The sequence below is a fragment of the Scandinavium sp. NPDC088450 genome (assembly GCF_044900545.1).
Classification (GTDB): Bacteria; Pseudomonadota; Gammaproteobacteria; order Enterobacterales; family Enterobacteriaceae; genus Scandinavium.
The window spans coordinates 21,105-39,804 of sequence record NZ_JBJDNI010000002.1 but is presented as its reverse complement, the minus strand read 5'-3'; the positions used below and the strand labels follow the sequence as shown (position 1 = coordinate 39,804).

Here is an 18,700-nt window from a genome sequence, read left to right as displayed (position 1 = left end):
CTTCTTATTCTGGGCCGACTTTCCGGGGAGGCTTAAACGAAAAACCCCGCCCGGTTTGCGCCGGCGGGGTTTTGGAATCGTGTGTTCCGGACCCTACGGCGCATTGCCGACGACCACCACCACACGCACGACGACCACTGCGGCTGGTTGCGCAGTTGGTAGTAGGTTGATTGCGTTCAGGGTGATGTTCATTAGGGACCATGACGTTGTGTTATTGACTGGATTTATACAAGCACAGCTTCCGGATGGCGGCAAGGGCTTTATCCGCGCTCGCAGTAATTTGCGCCACTGATCACATTTCCCTGCAAAACCTCAGAAAACAAAAAACCCCGCCGGAGCGAGGTTTTATTCGTGGTTTACGGCTGGTGACCGCAAAGCACACTCTGTTACGTCAACGGCAAAAGTATACGCGATCGCTGCCAATCGCGCAATTTTCACTCCGGTTTATGCTGTTGTGCAGTATGAAACACGCCACGGGTTTTGTCGACAAAATACTGTTCATACATACAGCATTTATCTATACTGAGGGTGTTCGCAGTGAGCCATAAGGGGGCCGCATGTTTGACCGGCGCGCAAAAGTCCTGGCTGAAACGGGTGGTGCCGTCAGCGCCTTAACCCCCAGGAGAGCACACTGTGTTACGTCAACAACACGGCTGATGACAGGCAGCGGAAAGGTAAGTCAGTCGGCAGTTCTCCTTGAACCACAGGAGAAACGTATGGGTGGACTGGAACTGGTTTTGCTTGTCCTGAAACTCATGGTTGCGTTGCTGCAACTGCTTGATGCCGTCCTGAAAACCTTCCGGTAATCAGGTTCAAGCCGTACCGAAGAGGGGCGGGTAACCGCCCCTCTTTCACGCGCCTCGCTGGCAACATTAGTTGCCGATCATCGTTTACTAAATCTGCCTGAATGCTCTGATTCAATCTCTCCCCTATGGTTGTTCTGTCACGCTACTGTGGTAGATTCCTCCCGCATTTGGCGAGTTAGCCAGTCACATATTCTTTAATTCAAACCAATAACAACGAATTCATCGAGATGAAAAGGCATAAGAACGTCAGTCTGTTGTTGATGCTCGTCCTGCTGGTCGCGGTCGGGCAGATGGCGCAAACCATTTATATTCCGGCCATTGCGAACATGGCGCGTGAATTGAACGTGCGCGAAGGTGCCGTTCAGAGCGTGATGGCGGCTTACCTGCTGACTTACGGGGTTTCTCAGCTGTTCTACGGACCACTGTCTGATCGCATTGGTCGCCGTCCGGTCATCCTCGCCGGAATGAGCATTTTTATGGTCGCGACGCTTTTGGCGATCACCACCAGCAGCTTGCCTGTGCTGATTTTCGCCAGTGCGCTTCAGGGCATGGGTACCGGCGTGGGTGGCGTGATGGCCCGTACGCTGCCGCGTGACCTGTATGAAGGCACACAGCTTCGTCATGCCAACAGCTTGTTGAATATGGGTATTCTGGTGAGCCCGCTGCTGGCACCACTGATTGGCGGGATGCTCGATACGCTGTGGAACTGGCGCGCCTGTTATGGCTTCCTGCTGATTTTGTGCGTTATTGTCACCTTCAGCATGGCACGCTGGATGCCGGAAACTCGCCCCCAAAATGCTCCGCCGACTCGCCTGATAACCAGCTACAAAACGCTGTTTGGCAACGGAGCGTTCAATTGCTATCTGCTGATGCTGATTGGCGGTCTGGCCGGTATTGCTGTGTTTGAAGCCAGCTCCGGCGTGTTGCTCGGTGCAGGGCTTGGCCTGAGCAGTATGGTGGTTAGCGTTCTGTTTATTCTGCCTATTCCGGCGGCCTTTTTTGGTGCGTGGTTCGCTGGCCGTCAGAACAAGCGTTTTTCCAGCCTGATGTGGCAATCGGTGATTAGCTGCCTGCTGGCAGGGCTGATGATGTGGATCCCAGGTCTGCTTGGGGTAATGAACGTCTGGACGCTGCTGGTCCCTGCCGCGCTGTTCTTCTTTGGTGCGGGCATGCTGTTTCCGCTTGCGACCAGTGGCGCCATGGAACCCTTCCCCTTCCTCGCGGGCACGGCTGGCGCGCTGGTTGGTGGCCTGCAAAACATCGGCTCCGGCGTGCTGGCATGGCTCTCTGCGATGCTGCCACAACACGGGCAAAGCAGTCTGGGCCTGCTGATGACGCTGATGGGCTTGCTGATTTTACTGTGCTGGCTGCCGCTGGCTTCACGCTTTAATCAGCATCAGCAACCTGTCTGACCGTCCTGGTTTTGCTGGCGCAGCATCATCATCAGTTCCATCGGTGAGCGGCGCTGGCGAATCAGGTCTCGCATCACTTTCATGTAGGGTTCGCTGTACAGGAAAAACGTACGATACCCTTCACACAAGGCGCTTTTGCCGCTGGCATCCCGATGCTTAGGGCAATCGCCATTGCATAATTTCAGGACAGAACACGACTGACACTCTTCCGACAGCGATGACTTTTTGAATTGGCCAAAAGAGCGAGCTTCTTCGCTATCACTCAATTTGCTTAGCGTGGTCTTATGCAGGTTGCCAAGGCGGAAAGACGGATAGACATAGTGATCGCATTGATACAGATCGCCGTTGCTTTCAAGAGCAAAAGCATGTCCGCAGGTTTTACCGAGCGAACACATTTGCGAAGAAAAACCGTTCCAGACACCCAGTGTGGAGTCAAACAACTGCACGAACACCCGGCCCATATCTTCCCGCACCCAAATATCAAAAACCGCACATAAAAAATCGCCCCACGATTTTGCCGGAACAGAGTACTCATCAGGCTGATGATCGTTCATCTCCAGCAGCGGGATAAACTGCAAATAAGGGGTGCCCAGCCCTCGCAAATAGCGATACAAAGCCTGCGGATGCTGGCTATTGTGACTGCTCACAACGACCAGCAGGTTGAACTCCACGCCATGCGCCTTAAGCGCTGTGATGGCCTGCAATACCTTGTGCTGAGTTGGATTCCCACTACGACTAACCCGGTGCACGTCATGCAGCTCTGGCGGCCCATCGAGGGATATGCCCACCAGCCAGCCGTGTTCCTTAAAAAAGCGACACCATTCGTCGGTTATCAAAATCCCGTTAGTCTGGAACGAGTTGTAGATACGCTTCCCTTGCGCATGCTGCTGTTGAAGCGCGACCACCCGACGGAAGAAATCCAGCCCGCAAAGCGTCGGTTCGCCACCCTGCCAGGCAAACTGCACCTCGTCCCCGGGCTGGGCTTCAATGTGCTGGCAAATGAAGGCGGTGAGCGTGTCATCGCTCATCACAGGCTGTTGAGGTTTATCGAGATAAAAGCAGTAGCGGCAGTTGAGGTTACATCGTGAGCTGCCCGGTTTGGCCATGACGTGACATCCTGTCATTTCAATCCCTTAAATTATCGTTACGAGTTGCTGTAAGTGGGTTATAGCAAACAGTAAAGCCAGGGCCAGCACCGCGAGGGCGATCATAAATTTGTCACGCACCGCCTGATTTTGAGAGAAATCTGGGAAGGAGACATCCATCAGATTCCGTCTGCGGGTGTACGTCCAGAGAATAAATCCCACCACCATCAGCACGGCAACAGACAGCCAGAACGGTGTGCCTGCCCGATGCCAGTTATGCTTCAGGGCCAGCGCCATCAACGCACCGTAGCCAAGCAAAGTACGAAACCAGGCCAGCGATGTACGCTCCGGCTGTAGCCCAGGATCGTTTTCGCGACGTGCTTTGCGCTTAGCCGCCATAAAACACCAGCAGCATCACCACGGCGGCGACCACCAGCAGCGCCACGCTGATAATTAGTAATCCGCGAGTGTAGGGTAAATCCTGCTTCAGGCGCATGGCCTTTTCGTTATTCAACCAGCGCAGGTAGCCGTAAATCGCCAGCCCTCCGGCAAACAGACACAGCAAGAGCGCAAGCAGTTCGCGAATAAGCGGCGTGGCGAAATCAGGTGCCAGTTGGTCAAGCCCGACGCCCGCAGCCAGGAATCCCAGCGCGGTGCGGATCCAGGCGAGGAACGTGCGCTCATTGGCCAGCGAGAAGCGGTAGTCCGGCGCTTCACCGAGGCGGGATAATTTCATTGTTGCTCCTTATGGTGTTTTTTCCCCTCACCCCGGCCCTCTCCCCAAAGGGGAGAGGGAGAAAATCAAGAGCGCCTCATTTCAGTCCCCTCTCCCCTTTGGGGAGAGGGTTAGGGTGAGGGGTAACAATTCTCAAAACTTCTGCTTTTTCTCTTCCACCTTAACACCCTGGGTTGGCAGGCCGGTATCGTAGTCTCGCACCACCGGAGAGTAACCATCTTCCGGGCGTGGGCGGAAGGCACCCATCCAGCGGGGCTGCGCCTGCACTCGCCACGGGCGCAGGCTCCATTGATAGGTTCTGAACGGATCGCGGATTTTATCCATGTAATCCAGCAGGCTGTCGTGCAGTTCGTCTCGCACCTTCGCGAAGTCAGCATCATCAATCAGGTTTTGCAGCTCGTCCGGGTCGTTGTGCCTGTCATACAGCTCATCGCTGGTGAACAAATTCAGCACTAGCTTCCAGCGGTCCGTCACCCAGCAGCGCACCGGAATGAAACCGCCGAAGCTGTCGTGCTCAATTTCATAGCGGTTAAATTCCACCATCACGCCGCGCGTGGCCTGCGCTTGCAGGATATTTTCCCCTGGCAAAATGTCGGGCTGATGAATGCCCGCCAGCGCCATCATGGTTGGCAGCAAATCGATATGGCTGACCGGGGTGTCCACCTGCGCCGGTTTGCCTTGTGGTGGGCGCATAATCAATGGGATGCGCGTGATGTCGTCATACATCGCCGCGCCCTTGCTGATAAGCCTGTGCGCGCCCATCATCTCGCCATGATCGGAGGTATAAATCACCCAGGTGTTGGCACGCTGTTCCGGCGTCAGGGCGTTAACCACCCGACCAATCTGATCGTCGACAAAATCATTACAGGCAAAGTACATCGGATGATGATAGCGCGCGTCCTCTCCCACCGGGGACGGCATCGCCTGCGCCCACAGGCGGTGATGTTCAGGTTTGCCTTCCAGCGTGTCTCGCCCTTTTTCGCCGAGCTCGTAGTAAAAATCCTCGTATTTCTCGAGATATTCCACTGGGCAGGTGAACGGGTGATGCGGCTCGTCGTAGGAGACCACCATCAGGAACGGGTCGTCTTTCCGCGCGGGCTTGCCGAGAAAATCTATCGCCCGGTTACTGATGCGGTGCGCCCAGGTGAAGGTCTCATCTATCTGATGCTCCTGCAGATCCTCAACGCTGTTCAGGCCGTTGCGCCACAGGCTGATTTGCTCGTCGGTGAGCTCCGACAGATAGTTCGCACCGTCATACCAAAATTCTTCATCCCACTCTGGCGGGCAAACGCCGGTACCGAAATAGTCATGCCCGTCGAGGTGCCATTTGCCGATGTAGCAGGTGTGATAGCCCGCATCCTGGAAATAGCGCCCCATGGTGGAGATGTTTTTCCCCGGCGCGACGTTGTTGGTCCACGGCCCTGACTGGTTGGCATAAATCCCGGTGAACAGCCCCGCACGGGCGGGCGTACAAACCGGTGAGCAAGTGTAGGCCGAGTTAAAACGGATCCCTTCTTCAGCCAGCTGGTCGATATGGTGGGTATTCAGCGGCTGCCCGCTGTAGCACCCGACCATATTCGTCGCCTGCGTGTCGGTCATGATGAACAGGAAATTCGGACGGCTCATGGTTTTTCCTTAATGTCTGCAACAAAAACGTCAGGCTCAGCGCGCCGCGCCTGCCAGTGGGAGCGGAAGAGATACAGCACCACTGCCGCGGTGATGCCATAGCTCAGGTACGTCAGCCATTTCACCGGGTAGCCGCCGAACTGCGCCAGCCCGGAATAGACGCCAATCATGGCGAACAGAATGCCGACGGAGGCGATTTTGGCGTTCTTCCACGGCTGCATATCCACCGCGAAGGCGTCGTGGAATTTAAACGGCGTTGGCCGCGGTTTGACGAAACCAATCATCAGCATGACGACCACGTTGATGCAGAAGGTGCAGGCCAATACGTAGAGAAAATGGAAATCAAACTTCACCAGATAGTTGATGGTGATGTAGCTGCAAATCCCGAGGAACATCGCCACCTTCGCGGCCAGCGCCGGAATGCGCGGGAAAAAGAAGCCCATGATGATGATGGTCACCAGCGGCACGTTGTAGATACCGTTCAGTTGCTTCATCCAGCTGTAGAGGCCCTGGGGCGCATTCGCAATCCACGGGGCGACCAGCAGGGAAACCACCGCGATCAGCAGGCCAAACCGACGCCCGACCCGGACCAACTGCTCAGGCTGCGCGTTCTGATTAAGGATGCGACGATAAATCCCCATGCTGAACAGCGTGCTGGCGCTGTTGAGAAAGCCGTTGAAGGTGCTGATCACCGCGCCAAACAGCACGGCGCCAAAAAAGCCCACCAGCGGCAGCGGCAGCACTTTGCTGACCAGGGCCGGATAGGCCATATCCGCGCTCGGTAAGTCCTGAAATAGATGAAACGCGATCAGCCCCGGCAGCACCAGAATCAGCGGGTCGAGCATTTTCAGCACCGCCGTCAGCAGCGCACCTTTCTGGCCTTCCGCCAGGCTCTTCGAAGCCAGCGTGCGCTGGACGATGCCCTGATTGGTACACCAGTAAAAGGTGTTCACCAGAATCAGTCCGGTGAACGCCGCCCCAATCGGCAGCGGATCGTGGCTGCCACCAATGGAGTTAAGCTTTTCGGCATGGACCGTCGTGAGCTGCTCGATCCCCTGCAAAAAGCTGCCGTCGCCCATCACTATCAGCCCAAACACCGGCACCATCAGGCCGCCAATCACCAGCCCGATACCGTTAATCGAATCGGCTATCGCCATCGCTCGCATTCCGCCAACTACCGCGTAAAGAATGCCTGCCATGCCTAACAGGATAACCAGCAGCCAAATCGCCGCGCCCTGAGAAATGCCCAACGCGTCGCCCACATGGAACAGGCTGTTTAACGCCAGCGCGCCGGAATAGAGGACGATCGGCAGGAAGCAAATGCCGGTGGCAATCAGAAAGCAAAAATCGATGATGATGCGCGTCGTTTTGTCATAGCGCTCTTCGAGGAAATCCGGAATGGTGGCGATGCCGCGTTGCAGATAACGTGGCAGGAAAATCAGCGCCAGAAAGATGAGTGTGACCGCCGAGGTCACCTCCCAGCCCATCACCGACATGCCGCTGCGGTATGCCTGGCCGGAGAGGCCAACCAGCTGTTCCGTCGACAAATTCGTTAGCATTAGCGAGGCGGCGATCACCGGCGCTTTTAACGAACGCCCGGCAAGAAAATAGCCCTGCTCAGAGCCGGTATCCTGTTTACGAACCCGCCACCAGGTAATCAGTGCAACCAGTAAGGTAAATGCTATAAAGCTCACAATCTGTTGAATGTTCATCTTGCAGCCCTTAACGATTTATTATTCGAGGATTACACTCCCCATTATGTATTGGGCTGAGAATGGGTTGTCGGTGGAATAAAATGAATGGAAAAAACTTTATTTCGAATGTAAAAAACGAAACCACTTACAATATTCCGCTGGTTCTTGATGAAAATGTGATCTCCAGCGGCATTTCATTAATTTCGCTGTGGCATACGCTGGCCGATGAAAGCTATCAGGTCATCTGGCCGCGCGATAAGAGAAAGCCATTGATCCCCAATTCGTGGGTCGCTATCTACACCCTACAAGGCTGCGGCAAGCTGCTGCTGCGGGACTGCAGTGAAATCACCCTCAACGGCAACTCCATTATTTTCCTCAAACCCATGGATATTCAGGCCTACCACTGTGCGGGGCTGCTGTGGGAACAGTACTGGATGGAGTTTATCCCTACCAACGTGATGGAAATTCCGCTATTACAAACGGGTATAATTTATAACGGCGAAATATTTAATCAGGAATTAGCCGAAGTGGCATTATTGATTAGTCACAAAGACCCGCTTAAAAACAATCTGGCGGTCGCGTTCTTGGCCAAAATGATATACCAGTGGATTTGTCTTATTTCAGAAAATGGCAAAAAAGAGACGTGGCTTATTCAGATTGAGAAATTACTGTCATTTTTGCATAGCGATTTACAGAAAAACTGGAGCGTTAAAGACATGGCCCTGAAGATGCAGTGCAGCGAGCAGTATCTGCGCCGCCTTTTTTTACGCTATACCGGGAAAACACCGAAAGAATACTACCTTGATGCCCGGTTAGAACTGGCGCATTCCCTTTTAAAACAGGAAGGGCAAACGGTCGGTAACGTCGCAGAAATGCTGAATTTTTTTGACTCGTTTCACTTCAGTAAAGCGTTTAAACGTAAGTTTAATCTTGCGCCCTCAGCCATTCTGAAGGCGCAAGCCGGACAACATGATCAGTGCAGTTCTGGCCAGTAGTCTTTATTGGCCACAATCAAATCATCCAGGATGGCTTTCGCCACTTTGGCGCTTGGCACGGTTTTCGACAGGGTCATCGCCTGCCAGAGTTTCTGATACGAACGCTGTTCCCAGGCATCCACCACCAGTTTTTCCACCGCAACCTGCTGGCTCATTAAGCCTTTCTGAAAATGAGGGATATCACCGACCGTCAGCGGCTCGGGCCCGTTTTGACCAACCAGACACGGAATTTCAACCATCGCATCCGCATCAAAGTTATGAATCGCCCCGTTGTTCGGCACGATCAGCAGCATGCGCTCCTGAGTGTTGAAGGCGATGGCAGCCGCCAGATCCACGATGTACGACGCATGCTCGTCGATTTCCAGTTCTCCGGCTGAGGAATTCCCCGCCTCGATAATTGCCCGGCAGGCGCTAAAGACCTGTTTCTCACGGTGATCCATAACTTCATTGGCGCGTGTTCTGTCCGGGTTGGAGTGCTCGACGACGTAATCCGGGAACAGGTAATACTTCAGATAGGTATTCGGCATAGTATCCGGATCCAGCGCCTGCACGTCCTTCGCTTTCGCGAACGTGTCGTTCCAGCTCGCTTCCGTATGCGGGTCGTTTGATGGAGGAACATAGCCATGTTTCGCAACGTGTTGGCGTAGTTTCGGCATCAGATCGTTACCGTTCAGATCTTCAATCGATGTCCACCAGCCAAAGTGGTTCAGGCCATAATAGCGCACGCGTATCTGCTTTCTGTCTTTCAGGCCGACTATCTGCGCCATCCGTCCTTCGATGCCGATCGGCATATCGCAAATGTTGAGGATTTTCGCCTTTGGACGCAGGCGCCGCGTGGCTTCGGCAACAATCGCTGCCGGGTTGGAGTAGTTCAGCATCCACGCGTTTGGCGAATACTGCTCCATGTAATCCACCAGTTCCAGCACGCCGCCAATGGAGCGCATACCGTAAGCCATCCCGCCCGGGCCGCAGGTTTCCTGGCCGAGCACGCCGTGGCGCAGCGGGATTTTCTCATCCTTTTCACGCATCGGGTATTTACCCACGCGGATATGCGCCATCACAAAATCCACATCGGTGAAGGCCGCTTTCGGGTCCGTGGTGTAGCTGAATTCAATCTCAGGGGCCTGCTCTTTGAGCAGAATTTTGCAGGCCTCGGCAATCACTTCCTGACGCGCGCCATCGTTGTCATAGAATTTCAGCGCACGCAGCGGAAAGCGATCCTGGTTTTGCAGCAGCATCAGCACGATGCCTGGGGTAAAGGTGCTGCCGCCGCCGGCGATAACTACTGAGAATTTTTTCATGATACTGCCTCCGTCATGGTGGTGGGTTCGTTCGGTAATGGGGTTTTCATCAGACTTTCCATCTGGTCGCGTACCTGAGGCACGTGCAGGCCGACAATCACCTGAATGGCGTTGCCGCGACGCACGACGCCATGGGCGCCAAGCGCTTTAAAGATGTCGTCGCTTTGGGTGCGGGCGATATCGACGAGAGTGATGCGCAGCCGGGTCGCGCAGTTGTTGACGCTCTCAATGTTCTCCGCGCCACCCAGCGCCTGCAGGAAGCCAGCAGCCAGACCGGAAATTGACGTCGGCTGGCTTGCCGTGGTTTTGCCGCGTGAAGCCTGATAGTCGGCTTTGCTGTAGAGCTTGATTTCGCTCTCTTCACGGCCCGGTGTTTTCAGGTTGAACTTCAGGATCAGGGCACGGAAGACGACAAACCAAATGGCAGTGAACGTCAGGCCAATCCCAATCTGGATGAACATCTCCGTGGCGTGGTTATGGAACATGGGTATCCAGTTGAGTGGCAGAAACTCATTGAGCATCCCCCCGCCAAACATGCCGACAACACCCGCCATATACATCACCGCCGTCATGGTGGCCGCGAGCAGAGAGTGAATCACAAACAGGAACGGGGCGATAAACAGAAAGGTGAATTCCAGCGGTTCGGTGATGCCGACCAGAATCGCCGTCAGCGTGGCAGGTATCAGCAGTCCCGCCACTTTGGTGCGGTTTTGCGGGGCGGCCGTGAAGTAAATCGCCAGCGCCACGCCCGGTGCGCCAAATACTTTGGAGTTACCGTGCATCGAGAAACCGCCTGCCGGGAACAACTCCTTCAGCGGCAGCGTGCTGTTGCTGAATTCGTTCAAGTGCTGAACCCAGTAAGGCTGCAACCCGCCTTCCACCACTGCCGGGCCAAACACGAAAGGCCCGTAAACGAAGTGGTGCAGGCCAGTGGGGATCAGAATGCGTTCGAGGAAGGTATATATCCAGACGCCCAGCGCACCCGCCCCGCTCAGGAAAGTTTGCAGCGACTGGATGGACACCTGCACCTTCGGCCAGCACAGCAGGGTCAGCCAGGCACAAGGCAACATCAGGAAGAAGGCCACGATGACCACGAATGAGGTGCCCTGGAAGATGCCCAGGAACACTGGAAGCTGTTTATCGTAGAAGCGGTTATGGATGGCAGTGACAATTCCGGAGATAAAAATAGCGCCAATGATGCTGGTATCGAGCGTTTTGATCCCCGCCACCATCGCCAGCCCGCTGCCTGCTACAGGCTCGTTGGCGAAGTTCACGTTGAAAAAATCACCCCATACGGTGCCCATCGCATTAATGAAATAGTTCCAGGTGAGGAAGCTTATCAACACCGCCAGGCATGCCCGACCGTGCGCGTGTTTCGCCAGTCCTAGCGGCAATCCGACGGCAAAAATCAGCGGCATGTTGCGGAAAACCGCCCAGCCGCCCTCTTCTATAATTTTCACTATCTGGAAAAAATGACTATCCGGGCGGGTGAGTCCTTCCCCCATAAACATCGGGTTTTGCAACATGATGGCAATCCCAACAATCATGCCAGCAAAGGGGAACAGCAGCACCGGGGTGAACATGGCACCACCAAAACGTTGTATCTGACTGAGCATTTTCACATCCTCATCGAAACCTGTAGGGGAGAGGCCTTATTGGTTTGTGTGCTGGCCTGGGATGAGCATATGAAGTTATGAGATAGCCAACAGGACGCGCCGTTGCGATTCGTGACCGCGTTCATGGTTTAAATCTTCGCCATGAGGTCTACTTTTTGGCGAAGAATTAGACATCATCCGCCCCCAACATCCCGTTAACAGGCCACAAGAGGTCCACGAGTGATCTACAAATCCATTGCCGACAAGCTCAGGCTTCGGCTCAATTCGTCAGACTTCAATGTGGGCAGCCCTCTGCCCGGGGAAAAGGCGCTGGCGCTGGAGTTTGGTGTCGCCAGAATGACCATCCGCAAGGCAACAGATTTGCTGGTGACATGGGGGCTTGTGGAGCGCAGGCACGGCAGCGGCACTTATGTGGCGCGCAAAGATGTGCATCACGAAACCACAAACCTCACTGGGTTGGTGGAAGTCCTGCGGGAGCAAGGAAAGTCCGTGGTCAGCAAAGTTCTGACGTTTGAGGTCATGGCCGCGCCGCCCGCTATTGCCAGTCAGTTACGTATTCCGGTGGATACGCAAATCTACTTCTCGCGCCGCATTCGCTACGTCGAGGGCAAGCCTTTGATGCTGGAAGACAGCTATATGCCGGTGAAGCTGTTTCGCACGTTGTCACTGTCGCATCTGGAGGGATCGAAGTTCGATTACATCGAAAAAGAGTGCGGGATAACCATCAGTGGCAACTACGAAAGCCTGGCACCGGTGCTGGCGGATAAGCAGCTTGCGGTGTCGATGAACGTGGCAGAACACACCCCGTTGCTGCGTATCACCTCACTTTCGTACAGCGACAGCGGGGAGTTTCTCAATTATTCGGTGATGTTCAGAAATGCCAGAGAGTACCAGGTGGATTACCATTTAAGGCGCATCCACCCGGATACAGCGCTAACCCATTCCCCAGAATAGAACCACAAGAAGCTGTGGCGTGATGATACGCAGGAACATCACCAGCGGATAAACCGTGGCGTAAGAGAGCGCTGCTGCGCCACTGGTGGCGTGCAGATTATTGGCGAAGGCCAGTGCAGGTGGATCGGTCATCGACCCGGCCAGCATGCCGCACAGGGTCAGATAGTTCATTTTTGCGAACAGCCTCGCGAGGATGCCGACCGTCAGCAATGGAATGGCGGTGATAAAGATCCCATAGCCGACCCAACTTAGCCCGTCGCCCTCAGTTAACGTACTGACAAAATCGCCACCGGACTTCAGCCCGACTACCGCCAGAAACAGCACAATTCCCAGTTCACGCAGCGCCAGGTTCGCACTTGGCGGCATAAACCAGTAAAGCTTACCGATGCTGCCGATTCGCCCAAGGATCAACGCCATAATCAGCGGGCCGCCCGCCAGCCCCAGCTTCAGCGCGACAGGAAAACCAGGAATAAACAGCGGTACCGATCCCAGCAGCACACCAAGCCCGATACCGATAAACACCGGCAGCATCTGCACCTGCTGTAATTTCTGCTGCGCGTTGCCGACTTCTGCCGCCACCGCATCAATAGAAGTTTGTCGCCCCACCAGATTGAGGATGTCGCCAAATTGCAGGCTGGCATTGCTGCTGGCGACCAGTTCAACCCCGGCACGATTGAGGCGCGAGATAACCACGTCATAACGCTGTTTGAAGTGCAAATCGCGGATTTTCTTGCCGAGCACTTTTTCGTTGGTGACGACCACTCGCTCAACACGCAGATCGGTCCCGCGCGTCGAGAGTGAGGTTTCTACCTCTTTGCCCATCACCAGTTGAGCGTTGTGTAAATCTTCCGGCAGACCAACCAGATGCAGCAAATCACCGGCCTGAATGAGCGTTCCTGGCGAGGGCACCATTAGCATGTCGTCACGTTTAAGGCGCGAGCAGATGATTTTATCGCTGTTGAGGATGGGCACATCCTGAATCGCCAGGTTATGCAGATTGGGGTTTTCGATACGAATATTGATGGTGCAAAGCAGAGAATGTCCGCTGCCTGTTTGCGCATCAAACTGCTGCGCCTCTTTTTCAACCTGCACGCGGAAAAACAGCCGAACCAGCCACATGGTCAACAGAATGCCGCAAATGCCGAACGGATAGGCCATCGCGTAGCTCATACCCATTTGATCAACAATGTCCATTGGCACGCCGAGATCGCGCAAAATTTGCTGTCCGGCCCCCAGCGCCGGAGTGTTGGTCACCGCGCCCGAGAAAATACCCAGCATCACCGGTAACGGGATGGCGAAAACCTTGTGCAGCAGCGCTGTCACTACGCCGCCAAGCAGTACGATCAGAATGGCGAAAAGGTTGAGCCGCAAACCTGAGACGCGAAGTGAAGCAAAAAAGCCCGGACCCACCTGAATACCAATGGTGTAAACGAACAGGATCAGGCCAAATTCCTGAATAAAATGCAGCATCGGGCTACTGAGTACAACGCCTGCCTGCTCAACAAAATGGCCCACGAGAATGCCGCCAAACAGCACGCCTCCGATGCCAAACCCCACACCGCGGATTTTGATGTTGCCTATCCACAACCCAACCACCGCCACCAGCGCCAGTACGCTGACGGTTAATGCTATCTCACTCATACCGTTTTCCCTGTGAATAACATTACTGATTAAGTGGATTCTTGCAGAGGCGCTGACAGATGTATGCGCGGTAACGCACAGTTAGGGTTTTGCCCGGCAGCAATCACCGGCTTAGAGGGGTCTCCGTTCTGAACGACGAGATAGCAGGCGTAGCGGGAGAGATGAAAATCCTCCAGCACACGCTGCGAACCCGATCCAATACCGACCATTTTGTTGGCTTCAACGAAATGGTTTTTAACGCTCTGACTACTGATTTCACAGGCTGTGATGGCTTTGGAAATGACCTTTTCGAAATTTCTCCAGTCTTTGTATTCAAGCAGAGGCGCTAAATCTCGTGCTGACCAGAACTCCATCCCATGAGGATGGGTACTTTTTAGTGCTTCAAATGGCTGGTAATCGTTCATTCTGTTCACTCCACGTTCAAATAAAACCTGAGGAAGGAATGGTTTAAACAAAAGCGGATACTGCAACAAGGCGAGTTTGTGACCGAATACGGACAAAAAAAGGCCCCGTCAAAACGGGGCCTGGGATCTGGAGGGTATAAATCGACTACGTTAGCTGTTTAATGCCGGGCGTTCGCTGATGGCGATACGTTGTGGGGCGATGGCTTCTGGCTCGTTACGGGTCAGGTCGATATGCAGCAACCCGTTGGTGAACGTTGCGCCCGTCACTTCCATATGCTCGGCGAGGGTAAAGCTCAGGGTAAAGGGTTGAGTGACCAGGCCCTGATGCAGCCATTTCGTTTCGGTTTCCGGCTTCACCGGCGTGCCTTTCACGCTCAAGCGTGTCCCTTCGAGCTGCACGTCCAAATCTTCCTGGCGGAAGCCTGCCAGCGCCAGCGTGATGCGATAGTGATTATCGTCGCTCTTTTCGATGTTATAAGGCGGGAACCCTTGGGTTTCACCGGTATTGAGCATCGCGTTGGCCAGTTTGTCGAAGCCAATCCACTGACGCAGCATCGGGGTTAAATCGTAATTACGCATGGTATTTCTCCTTCTAAGAAGCGAGTTTGGCCCTGCGAGTTTTCACTCACAACGGCTCCCTGTCGGCAAGCCTGGGCGGTTGAATTCAGGCGGCGCAAACCGCCTGCGAAGAATTAGTTAATTTCGATACGACGCGGTTTGTTCGCTTCCGGAATGAAGCGTTCCAGGTCGATGTAGAGCAGGCCGTTCACCAGGTTTGCGCCTTTAATCTGAATATTTTCGGCTAACTGGAATTTACGCTCGAAGTTACGTTCGGCGATGCCCTGATAGAGGTAAGTGCGCTCTTTCTGTTCGGTAGGGTGAGACCCTTTGACCACCAGCAGATTGTCCTGGGCTGTGATTTCCAGCTCGCTCTCGGCAAACCCTGCTACCGCGATAGCGATGCGGTAGTTATTTTCGTCCACCAGCTCAACGTTATACGGAGGGTAGCCGCCGTTGCTTTGGCTCTGGTTATTTTCGAGCAGGTTGAACAGACGGTCAAAACCAATGGCAGAACGGTACAGCGGGGAAAGATCGAAGTTACGCATACTGAAAAGCTCCTGAAATCAGCGAGAATTTACTGACCTTCCACAATGGACAGGTCGTTATCACCCCGAACACCCATCAGGCGTGTTCGTTATCGGGCCACACTCTTTAAGTGGGTTCAGTGGAACGTTTATCAAGGGCAGGAGTCTTACTTTTTTTGCACTTTTCAGCACAGGGCATAGACTGGAGTACGACACAGGATGTGAAAGTGCGACAAGCGCCACAGAGCGCTGTTTCCGGACTATTCATTTTTTCAGCGGGCCGTTATAACCCGACAAGAGAGGCACTCCGTGTGCCGACAATGATGATAACGCATGATGAAAAATACGCTTTTGATACCTGTTTTTTGTTCAGGGATGATGTTGCTGGTGGGGTGCTCCAGCGTGATGTCGCATACCGGCGGCAAAGAGGGGACTTATCCTGGCACCCGTGCCAGCGCTGAGATGATGGGCGATGACGACACCAACTGGGGCACCAAAACGCTGGTCGCTCTCGATATGCCGTTCACCGCCGTGGCGGACACGTTACTGCTGCCGTGGGATTTATTCCGCAAAGATAACTCAGTGAGATCTCGCGTCGAAAAAAGCGAGAAAGACAATCAGGCCATGAATTCCGTTATCCCACCGGCCGCCATGCCGTCTCACTAATTCATCAAGCAGACTCTGTGACCCATAGCTGACGATAGCCGTGGGTTTCCTGCATCCAGGCAATCCATCGCCCATCCGGTGAAAACACCACGGCATCCCCAGAAGGCGGGTTTTCATGATCGGCCGTCAAAAAGCGACTCTCTCCGCTTTGGACATCACAGACTGCAATGCGATTTTCCAGCACAAATCCCAGCGAGTTGCCAGAAGGATGCCAGTCAAACGCTGACTGAATACCGCTGCATGACGTTAACTGCCTCATCCCGCTTCCGTCGGGTGAAATGAGCCAAAGTTGTACCACTCCTGCCTCATCCCGCATCAGAAACGCAATGCTGTCGCCCTGTGGGTTGCAACGTACCCAATGTCGCGGCACGTTCACCAGCCCTGGAAAGGCGTTGTCATGGGTGAACGTCAGACGACGTTGAACCACGCCCGCTGGCGGTGCTGGCATAGTGCTTTCTGTTCCACACAGTGGCGCCTCCCCAGCCTGCTTCCAGCCTGTTTCATCTTCTGGCAGGGCAACAATAAACAACTCAGGCACTTTCTCGCCGCTTTTCGACAGGGTATCGCCGATAAAAGCCAGATGGGTATTGCCGACCCAACCTTCTTCATAGGCACGAGATATCTCATCACTCCCCGGCAGTGGCGAAGCGGTTGTCTGGCTGACTAACACACTCCAGTGACTCCCTGCATATTCACGTGGATGTTGCCCCGCAGGCGTCACCGGGCCATACGGCACCGCTACGCCGACATTTCGTAAATCCAGTGTGGGGTCGTATTCATGCAGCACATGGTCGTTGTAGGTGAAGCTGACCGCTTCACCATTTGGACTATAAACGTGAACGTGGCTGCCACCACGCAATGCACCTGGTGTGAATGGCGGTGTGATATCCATGGCATCCAGATTGTGGGTTTCCCCGGCGCAGGTCACGACACCACGGCGGTGATGGAAATCATAGTGCCAGCTTGAGTCTGGATGTTCCGGCCCATGAATAAAGACATAGCGTTCTTCATCAGGATGCACCGTGACAACGCCCACGTGAGCGCCGTCAGTTGCGTGATAAATCACTTCAGTTTCGCCAGTTTGAACATTCACGCGCTCGATGGTTTCCCCGGTGAACGAGGCACCGGATGGGCGAACGTCAAACACCAGCCATTGGCTGTCAGGTGTCCAGGTTTGGGTATTGGTCAGTTGGTGATGGCGGGAGGCAAAAGTGATTTGTTTCATGGAGGTACCCTGATGCGCAGTTATCGCATCAGGGTAGCGTAAGGCAGGAAATTAGCCTACACGTTTCACTTCACCTACCAGCAGGATGTAGGAGAGTGCGCCAATCAGGGTGATCGCTGAGATATAGGTCAGTGCAGGAGCAAAGCCATGTGCCTGCGCCAGGTAACCGATAACCAGGGGAACGGTGATACCACCCAGACCGCCAGCGAAGTTAAACACACCGCCAGTCAGGCCAATCAGACGCATCGGTGCCAGTGAAGAAACCAGTGACCAGGTGATGGAGGCAAAACCGTTACCGAAGAATGCCACCGCCATCAGCACCGTGATCCACATTGGGTCGTTGGTGTAGTTTGCGCCCATGATGCAGGTGGAAATCAGCAGACCGAAGATAATGGGCAGCTTACGGGAGAAACCAATCGAGAAGCCTTTGCGTACCAGGAAGTCTGCAATCCAGCCGGACAGAATCACGCCCACGAAGGCTGCCAGGAAGGGCACGGTGGTCATGAAGCCCGCTTTCAACGCGGTGATGCCTTTTTCCTGAGTCAGATAGTTGGGGAACCAGGTCAGGAAGAACCACAAGGTAGACGCAATCGCGAACTGCCCCAGATACACGCCCACCAGTTTGCGATGGAACACCAGTTTCCAGTCCGCTTTGGTCAGTGGAGTACGCACTTTATTTTCAATCTGCGCGTCGCCATCAACCAGACCGCCGCCTTGCTCGATGTAGTCCAGTTCCGCTTTGGTGATGCCCTTGGTTTTACGCGGTGACTGATACACCTTGAACCACACCAGAGACCAGATAATACCGATGCCGCCGGTGATGATGAACACCCAGTGCCAGCTCAGCATCTCCTGGATCCAGATAAGCATTGGCGTCAGGAACGCCAGACCCACAAACTGACCAGAAGTGTAGAAACCAACTGCAGAAGCACGCTCATGCTCAGGGAACCAGCTGGTGACCATGCGGTTGTTGGTCGGGAACGCCGGTGCTTCGAAAATACCGGTGATTGCACGCAGGCCAATCAGCGACAGCAGACCGGTCGCAAAACCCTGGAACAGGGTCGCAACTGACCAGCCGAAAATGGCGATGCAGTAAGTGGTGCGGGAGCCTAAACGGTCCAGAACGCGGCCGCCCGGGATCTGGCAGATGGTGTACATCCAGGCAAACGCCGAGAAGATATACCCCATTTCAGTTTTGGAAATGCCGAACTCTTCCTGAATATGCGCGGAAGCGACGGCAAGGTTTGCGCGGTCAACATAACAGATAACCACGGTAATAAAGATCATCAGCAGCGTCAGGTAACGACGACGTCCAGTTTTTGCAGTAGTCACAGAAATATCCATTAATCTGTCTCCAGATTTTGGGCATAGCGCAGCCAGGCACCATGCCCTGTAATTATACAGAGGGTGTGTTTGAAATATTTAAAATGATTGCCCGGTGGCGCTACGCTTAC

17 protein-coding genes, 2 pseudogenes and 1 other annotated feature are annotated in these 18,700 nt (G+C 54.3%); of the genes and pseudogenes, 5 read left to right on the top strand and 14 right to left on the bottom strand.

Annotated features, from left to right (window positions below; genetic code table 11):
* Nucleotides 1-93: 93 nt before the first annotated feature.
* Entirely contained in the window at nt 94-192 is a 99-nt protein-coding gene (gene ivbL, locus ACI2I2_RS02765; RefSeq protein ID WP_330985996.1) for an ilvB operon leader peptide IvbL, read from the bottom strand.
* A 524-nt stretch (nt 193-716) separates the two neighbouring features.
* Here ivbL and tisB point away from each other — a divergent pair.
* Together tisB and emrD are read left to right on the top strand one after the other, a co-directional pair.
* Nucleotides 717-806, top strand: a complete 90-nt coding sequence (tisB, locus tag ACI2I2_RS02760; RefSeq protein ID WP_154161093.1) for a type I toxin-antitoxin system toxin TisB — start codon at nt 717-719, stop codon at nt 804-806.
* Between the two features lie 227 nt (nt 807-1,033).
* A complete protein-coding gene (gene emrD, locus ACI2I2_RS02755) occupies nt 1,034-2,218 on the top strand; it encodes a multidrug efflux MFS transporter EmrD (RefSeq protein ID WP_404656517.1) in 1,185 nt (394 codons plus the stop codon).
* Here emrD and ACI2I2_RS02750 read toward each other — a convergent pair.
* The 5 genes from ACI2I2_RS02750 to ACI2I2_RS02730 form a co-directional block, all read right to left on the bottom strand.
* The gene (locus ACI2I2_RS02750) at nt 2,203-3,342 is read right to left on the bottom strand and encodes an anaerobic sulfatase maturase (RefSeq protein WP_404656516.1); all 1,140 of its coding nucleotides are present in this window, start codon (nt 3,340-3,342) and stop codon (nt 2,203-2,205) included. The two genes, emrD and ACI2I2_RS02750, sit on opposite strands and share 16 nt — an antisense overlap.
* A gap of 9 nt (nt 3,343-3,351) precedes the next feature.
* Complete coding sequence (locus ACI2I2_RS02745) at nt 3,352-3,702, bottom strand: DUF202 domain-containing protein (protein ID WP_404656515.1); 351 nt, start codon at nt 3,700-3,702, stop codon at nt 3,352-3,354.
* Nucleotides 3,692-4,039 carry a YidH family protein gene (locus tag ACI2I2_RS02740; RefSeq protein WP_404656514.1) on the bottom strand — a complete coding sequence of 116 codons (348 nt, stop codon included), beginning with the start codon at nt 4,037-4,039 and terminating at the stop codon, nt 3,692-3,694. Before ACI2I2_RS02740 ends, ACI2I2_RS02745 begins: the two co-directional genes overlap by 11 nt.
* A 132-nt stretch (nt 4,040-4,171) precedes the next feature.
* Nucleotides 4,172-5,665 carry a sulfatase-like hydrolase/transferase gene (locus ACI2I2_RS02735; RefSeq protein ID WP_404656513.1) on the bottom strand — a complete coding sequence of 498 codons (1,494 nt, stop codon included), beginning with the start codon at nt 5,663-5,665 and terminating at the stop codon, nt 4,172-4,174.
* Nucleotides 5,662-7,377: a solute:sodium symporter family transporter gene (locus ACI2I2_RS02730; protein WP_404656512.1), complete on the bottom strand. Its 1,716-nt coding sequence runs from the start codon at nt 7,375-7,377 to the stop codon at nt 5,662-5,664. Before ACI2I2_RS02730 ends, ACI2I2_RS02735 begins: the two co-directional genes overlap by 4 nt.
* A gap of 83 nt (nt 7,378-7,460) precedes the next feature.
* Between ACI2I2_RS02730 and ACI2I2_RS02725 the strand changes: the two genes are divergently transcribed.
* Nucleotides 7,461-8,354: a helix-turn-helix transcriptional regulator gene (locus tag ACI2I2_RS02725; RefSeq protein WP_404656511.1), complete on the top strand. Its 894-nt coding sequence runs from the start codon at nt 7,461-7,463 to the stop codon at nt 8,352-8,354.
* Here ACI2I2_RS02725 and ACI2I2_RS02720 read toward each other — a convergent pair.
* Both ACI2I2_RS02720 and ACI2I2_RS02715 read right to left on the bottom strand, forming a co-directional pair.
* Entirely contained in the window at nt 8,333-9,655 is a 1,323-nt protein-coding gene (locus ACI2I2_RS02720; protein WP_404656510.1) for a 6-phospho-alpha-glucosidase, read from the bottom strand. The genes ACI2I2_RS02725 and ACI2I2_RS02720 overlap by 22 nt on opposite strands.
* A complete protein-coding gene (locus ACI2I2_RS02715) occupies nt 9,652-11,271 on the bottom strand; it encodes an alpha-glucoside-specific PTS transporter subunit IIBC (RefSeq protein ID WP_404656509.1) in 1,620 nt (539 codons plus the stop codon). The genes ACI2I2_RS02720 and ACI2I2_RS02715 overlap by 4 nt, the downstream gene beginning before the upstream one ends.
* Before the next feature lie 219 nt (nt 11,272-11,490).
* Between ACI2I2_RS02715 and ACI2I2_RS02710 the strand changes: the two genes are divergently transcribed.
* The gene (locus tag ACI2I2_RS02710) at nt 11,491-12,225 is read left to right on the top strand and encodes a GntR family transcriptional regulator (RefSeq protein ID WP_404656508.1); all 735 of its coding nucleotides are present in this window, start codon (nt 11,491-11,493) and stop codon (nt 12,223-12,225) included.
* Here ACI2I2_RS02710 and ACI2I2_RS02705 read toward each other — a convergent pair.
* The 4 genes and pseudogenes from ACI2I2_RS02705 to ibpA form a co-directional block, all read right to left on the bottom strand.
* Nucleotides 12,205-13,866, bottom strand: a complete 1,662-nt coding sequence (locus tag ACI2I2_RS02705) for a putative transporter (protein ID WP_404656507.1) — start codon at nt 13,864-13,866, stop codon at nt 12,205-12,207. The two genes, ACI2I2_RS02710 and ACI2I2_RS02705, sit on opposite strands and share 21 nt — an antisense overlap.
* An 89-nt stretch (nt 13,867-13,955) precedes the next feature.
* A pseudogene (locus ACI2I2_RS02700) lies at nt 13,956-14,270 on the bottom strand (BRO family protein); the annotation flags it as partial.
* Nucleotides 14,271-14,420: 150 nt separating this feature from the next.
* Nucleotides 14,421-14,849 (bottom strand): small heat shock chaperone IbpB, encoded by a 429-nt coding sequence (gene ibpB, locus ACI2I2_RS02695; protein WP_330986009.1) that lies wholly within the window; start codon nt 14,847-14,849, stop codon nt 14,421-14,423.
* Between the two features lie 113 nt (nt 14,850-14,962).
* Nucleotides 14,963-15,376, bottom strand: a complete 414-nt coding sequence (gene ibpA / locus ACI2I2_RS02690; RefSeq protein WP_404656506.1) for a small heat shock chaperone IbpA — start codon at nt 15,374-15,376, stop codon at nt 14,963-14,965.
* Nucleotides 15,370-15,444 (bottom strand) — a sequence feature (ROSE (Repression Of Heat Shock gene Expression) occurs in the 5'-region of heat shock genes and acts as an RNA thermometer to modulate expression.). Its footprint overlaps the gene before it by 7 nt.
* A gap of 244 nt (nt 15,445-15,688) precedes the next feature.
* On the opposite strand from ibpA, the gene ACI2I2_RS02685 reads away from it, so the two are divergent.
* Complete coding sequence (locus ACI2I2_RS02685) at nt 15,689-16,021, top strand: YceK/YidQ family lipoprotein (RefSeq protein ID WP_404656504.1); 333 nt, start codon at nt 15,689-15,691, stop codon at nt 16,019-16,021.
* A gap of 4 nt (nt 16,022-16,025) precedes the next feature.
* Here the strand turns inward: ACI2I2_RS02685 and ACI2I2_RS02680 are convergent, their stop codons facing one another.
* Both ACI2I2_RS02680 and ACI2I2_RS02675 read right to left on the bottom strand, forming a co-directional pair.
* On the bottom strand, nt 16,026-17,246 hold the full coding sequence (locus ACI2I2_RS02680) for a DUF3748 domain-containing protein (RefSeq protein WP_404656503.1): 1,221 nt from the start codon (nt 17,244-17,246) through the stop codon (nt 16,026-16,028).
* Nucleotides 17,247-17,297: 51 nt separating this feature from the next.
* Nucleotides 17,298-18,633, bottom strand: a pseudogene (locus ACI2I2_RS02675) (MFS transporter).
* Nucleotides 18,634-18,700 lie beyond the last annotated feature (67 nt).

Bases quoted from the DNA above. Each gene is read 5' to 3' on its own strand.
- ACI2I2_RS02715 (WP_404656509.1), bottom strand. From the start codon at position 11,271: ATGCTCAGTCAGATACAACGTTTTGGTGGTGCCATGTTCACCCCGGTG.
- ACI2I2_RS02735 (WP_404656513.1), bottom strand. From the start codon at position 5,665: ATGAGCCGTCCGAATTTCCTGTTCATCATGACCGACACGCAGGCGACG.
- ACI2I2_RS02740 (WP_404656514.1), bottom strand. From the start codon at position 4,039: ATGAAATTATCCCGCCTCGGTGAAGCGCCGGACTACCGCTTCTCGCTG.
- emrD (WP_404656517.1), top strand. From the start codon at position 1,034: ATGAAAAGGCATAAGAACGTCAGTCTGTTGTTGATGCTCGTCCTGCTG.
- ACI2I2_RS02745 (WP_404656515.1), bottom strand. From the start codon at position 3,702: ATGGCGGCTAAGCGCAAAGCACGTCGCGAAAACGATCCTGGGCTACAG.
- ivbL (WP_330985996.1), bottom strand. From the start codon at position 192: ATGAACATCACCCTGAACGCAATCAACCTACTACCAACTGCGCAACCA.
- ACI2I2_RS02750 (WP_404656516.1), bottom strand. From the start codon at position 3,342: ATGACAGGATGTCACGTCATGGCCAAACCGGGCAGCTCACGATGTAAC.
- ACI2I2_RS02730 (WP_404656512.1), bottom strand. From the start codon at position 7,377: ATGAACATTCAACAGATTGTGAGCTTTATAGCATTTACCTTACTGGTT.
- ACI2I2_RS02725 (WP_404656511.1), top strand. From the start codon at position 7,461: ATGAATGGAAAAAACTTTATTTCGAATGTAAAAAACGAAACCACTTAC.
- ibpA (WP_404656506.1), bottom strand. From the start codon at position 15,376: ATGCGTAACTTCGATCTTTCCCCGCTGTACCGTTCTGCCATTGGTTTT.
- ACI2I2_RS02705 (WP_404656507.1), bottom strand. From the start codon at position 13,866: ATGAGTGAGATAGCATTAACCGTCAGCGTACTGGCGCTGGTGGCGGTG.
- tisB (WP_154161093.1), top strand. From the start codon at position 717: ATGGGTGGACTGGAACTGGTTTTGCTTGTCCTGAAACTCATGGTTGCG.
- ACI2I2_RS02720 (WP_404656510.1), bottom strand. From the start codon at position 9,655: ATGAAAAAATTCTCAGTAGTTATCGCCGGCGGCGGCAGCACCTTTACC.
- ibpB (WP_330986009.1), bottom strand. From the start codon at position 14,849: ATGCGTAATTACGATTTAACCCCGATGCTGCGTCAGTGGATTGGCTTC.
- ACI2I2_RS02680 (WP_404656503.1), bottom strand. From the start codon at position 17,246: ATGAAACAAATCACTTTTGCCTCCCGCCATCACCAACTGACCAATACC.
- ACI2I2_RS02685 (WP_404656504.1), top strand. From the start codon at position 15,689: ATGATGAAAAATACGCTTTTGATACCTGTTTTTTGTTCAGGGATGATG.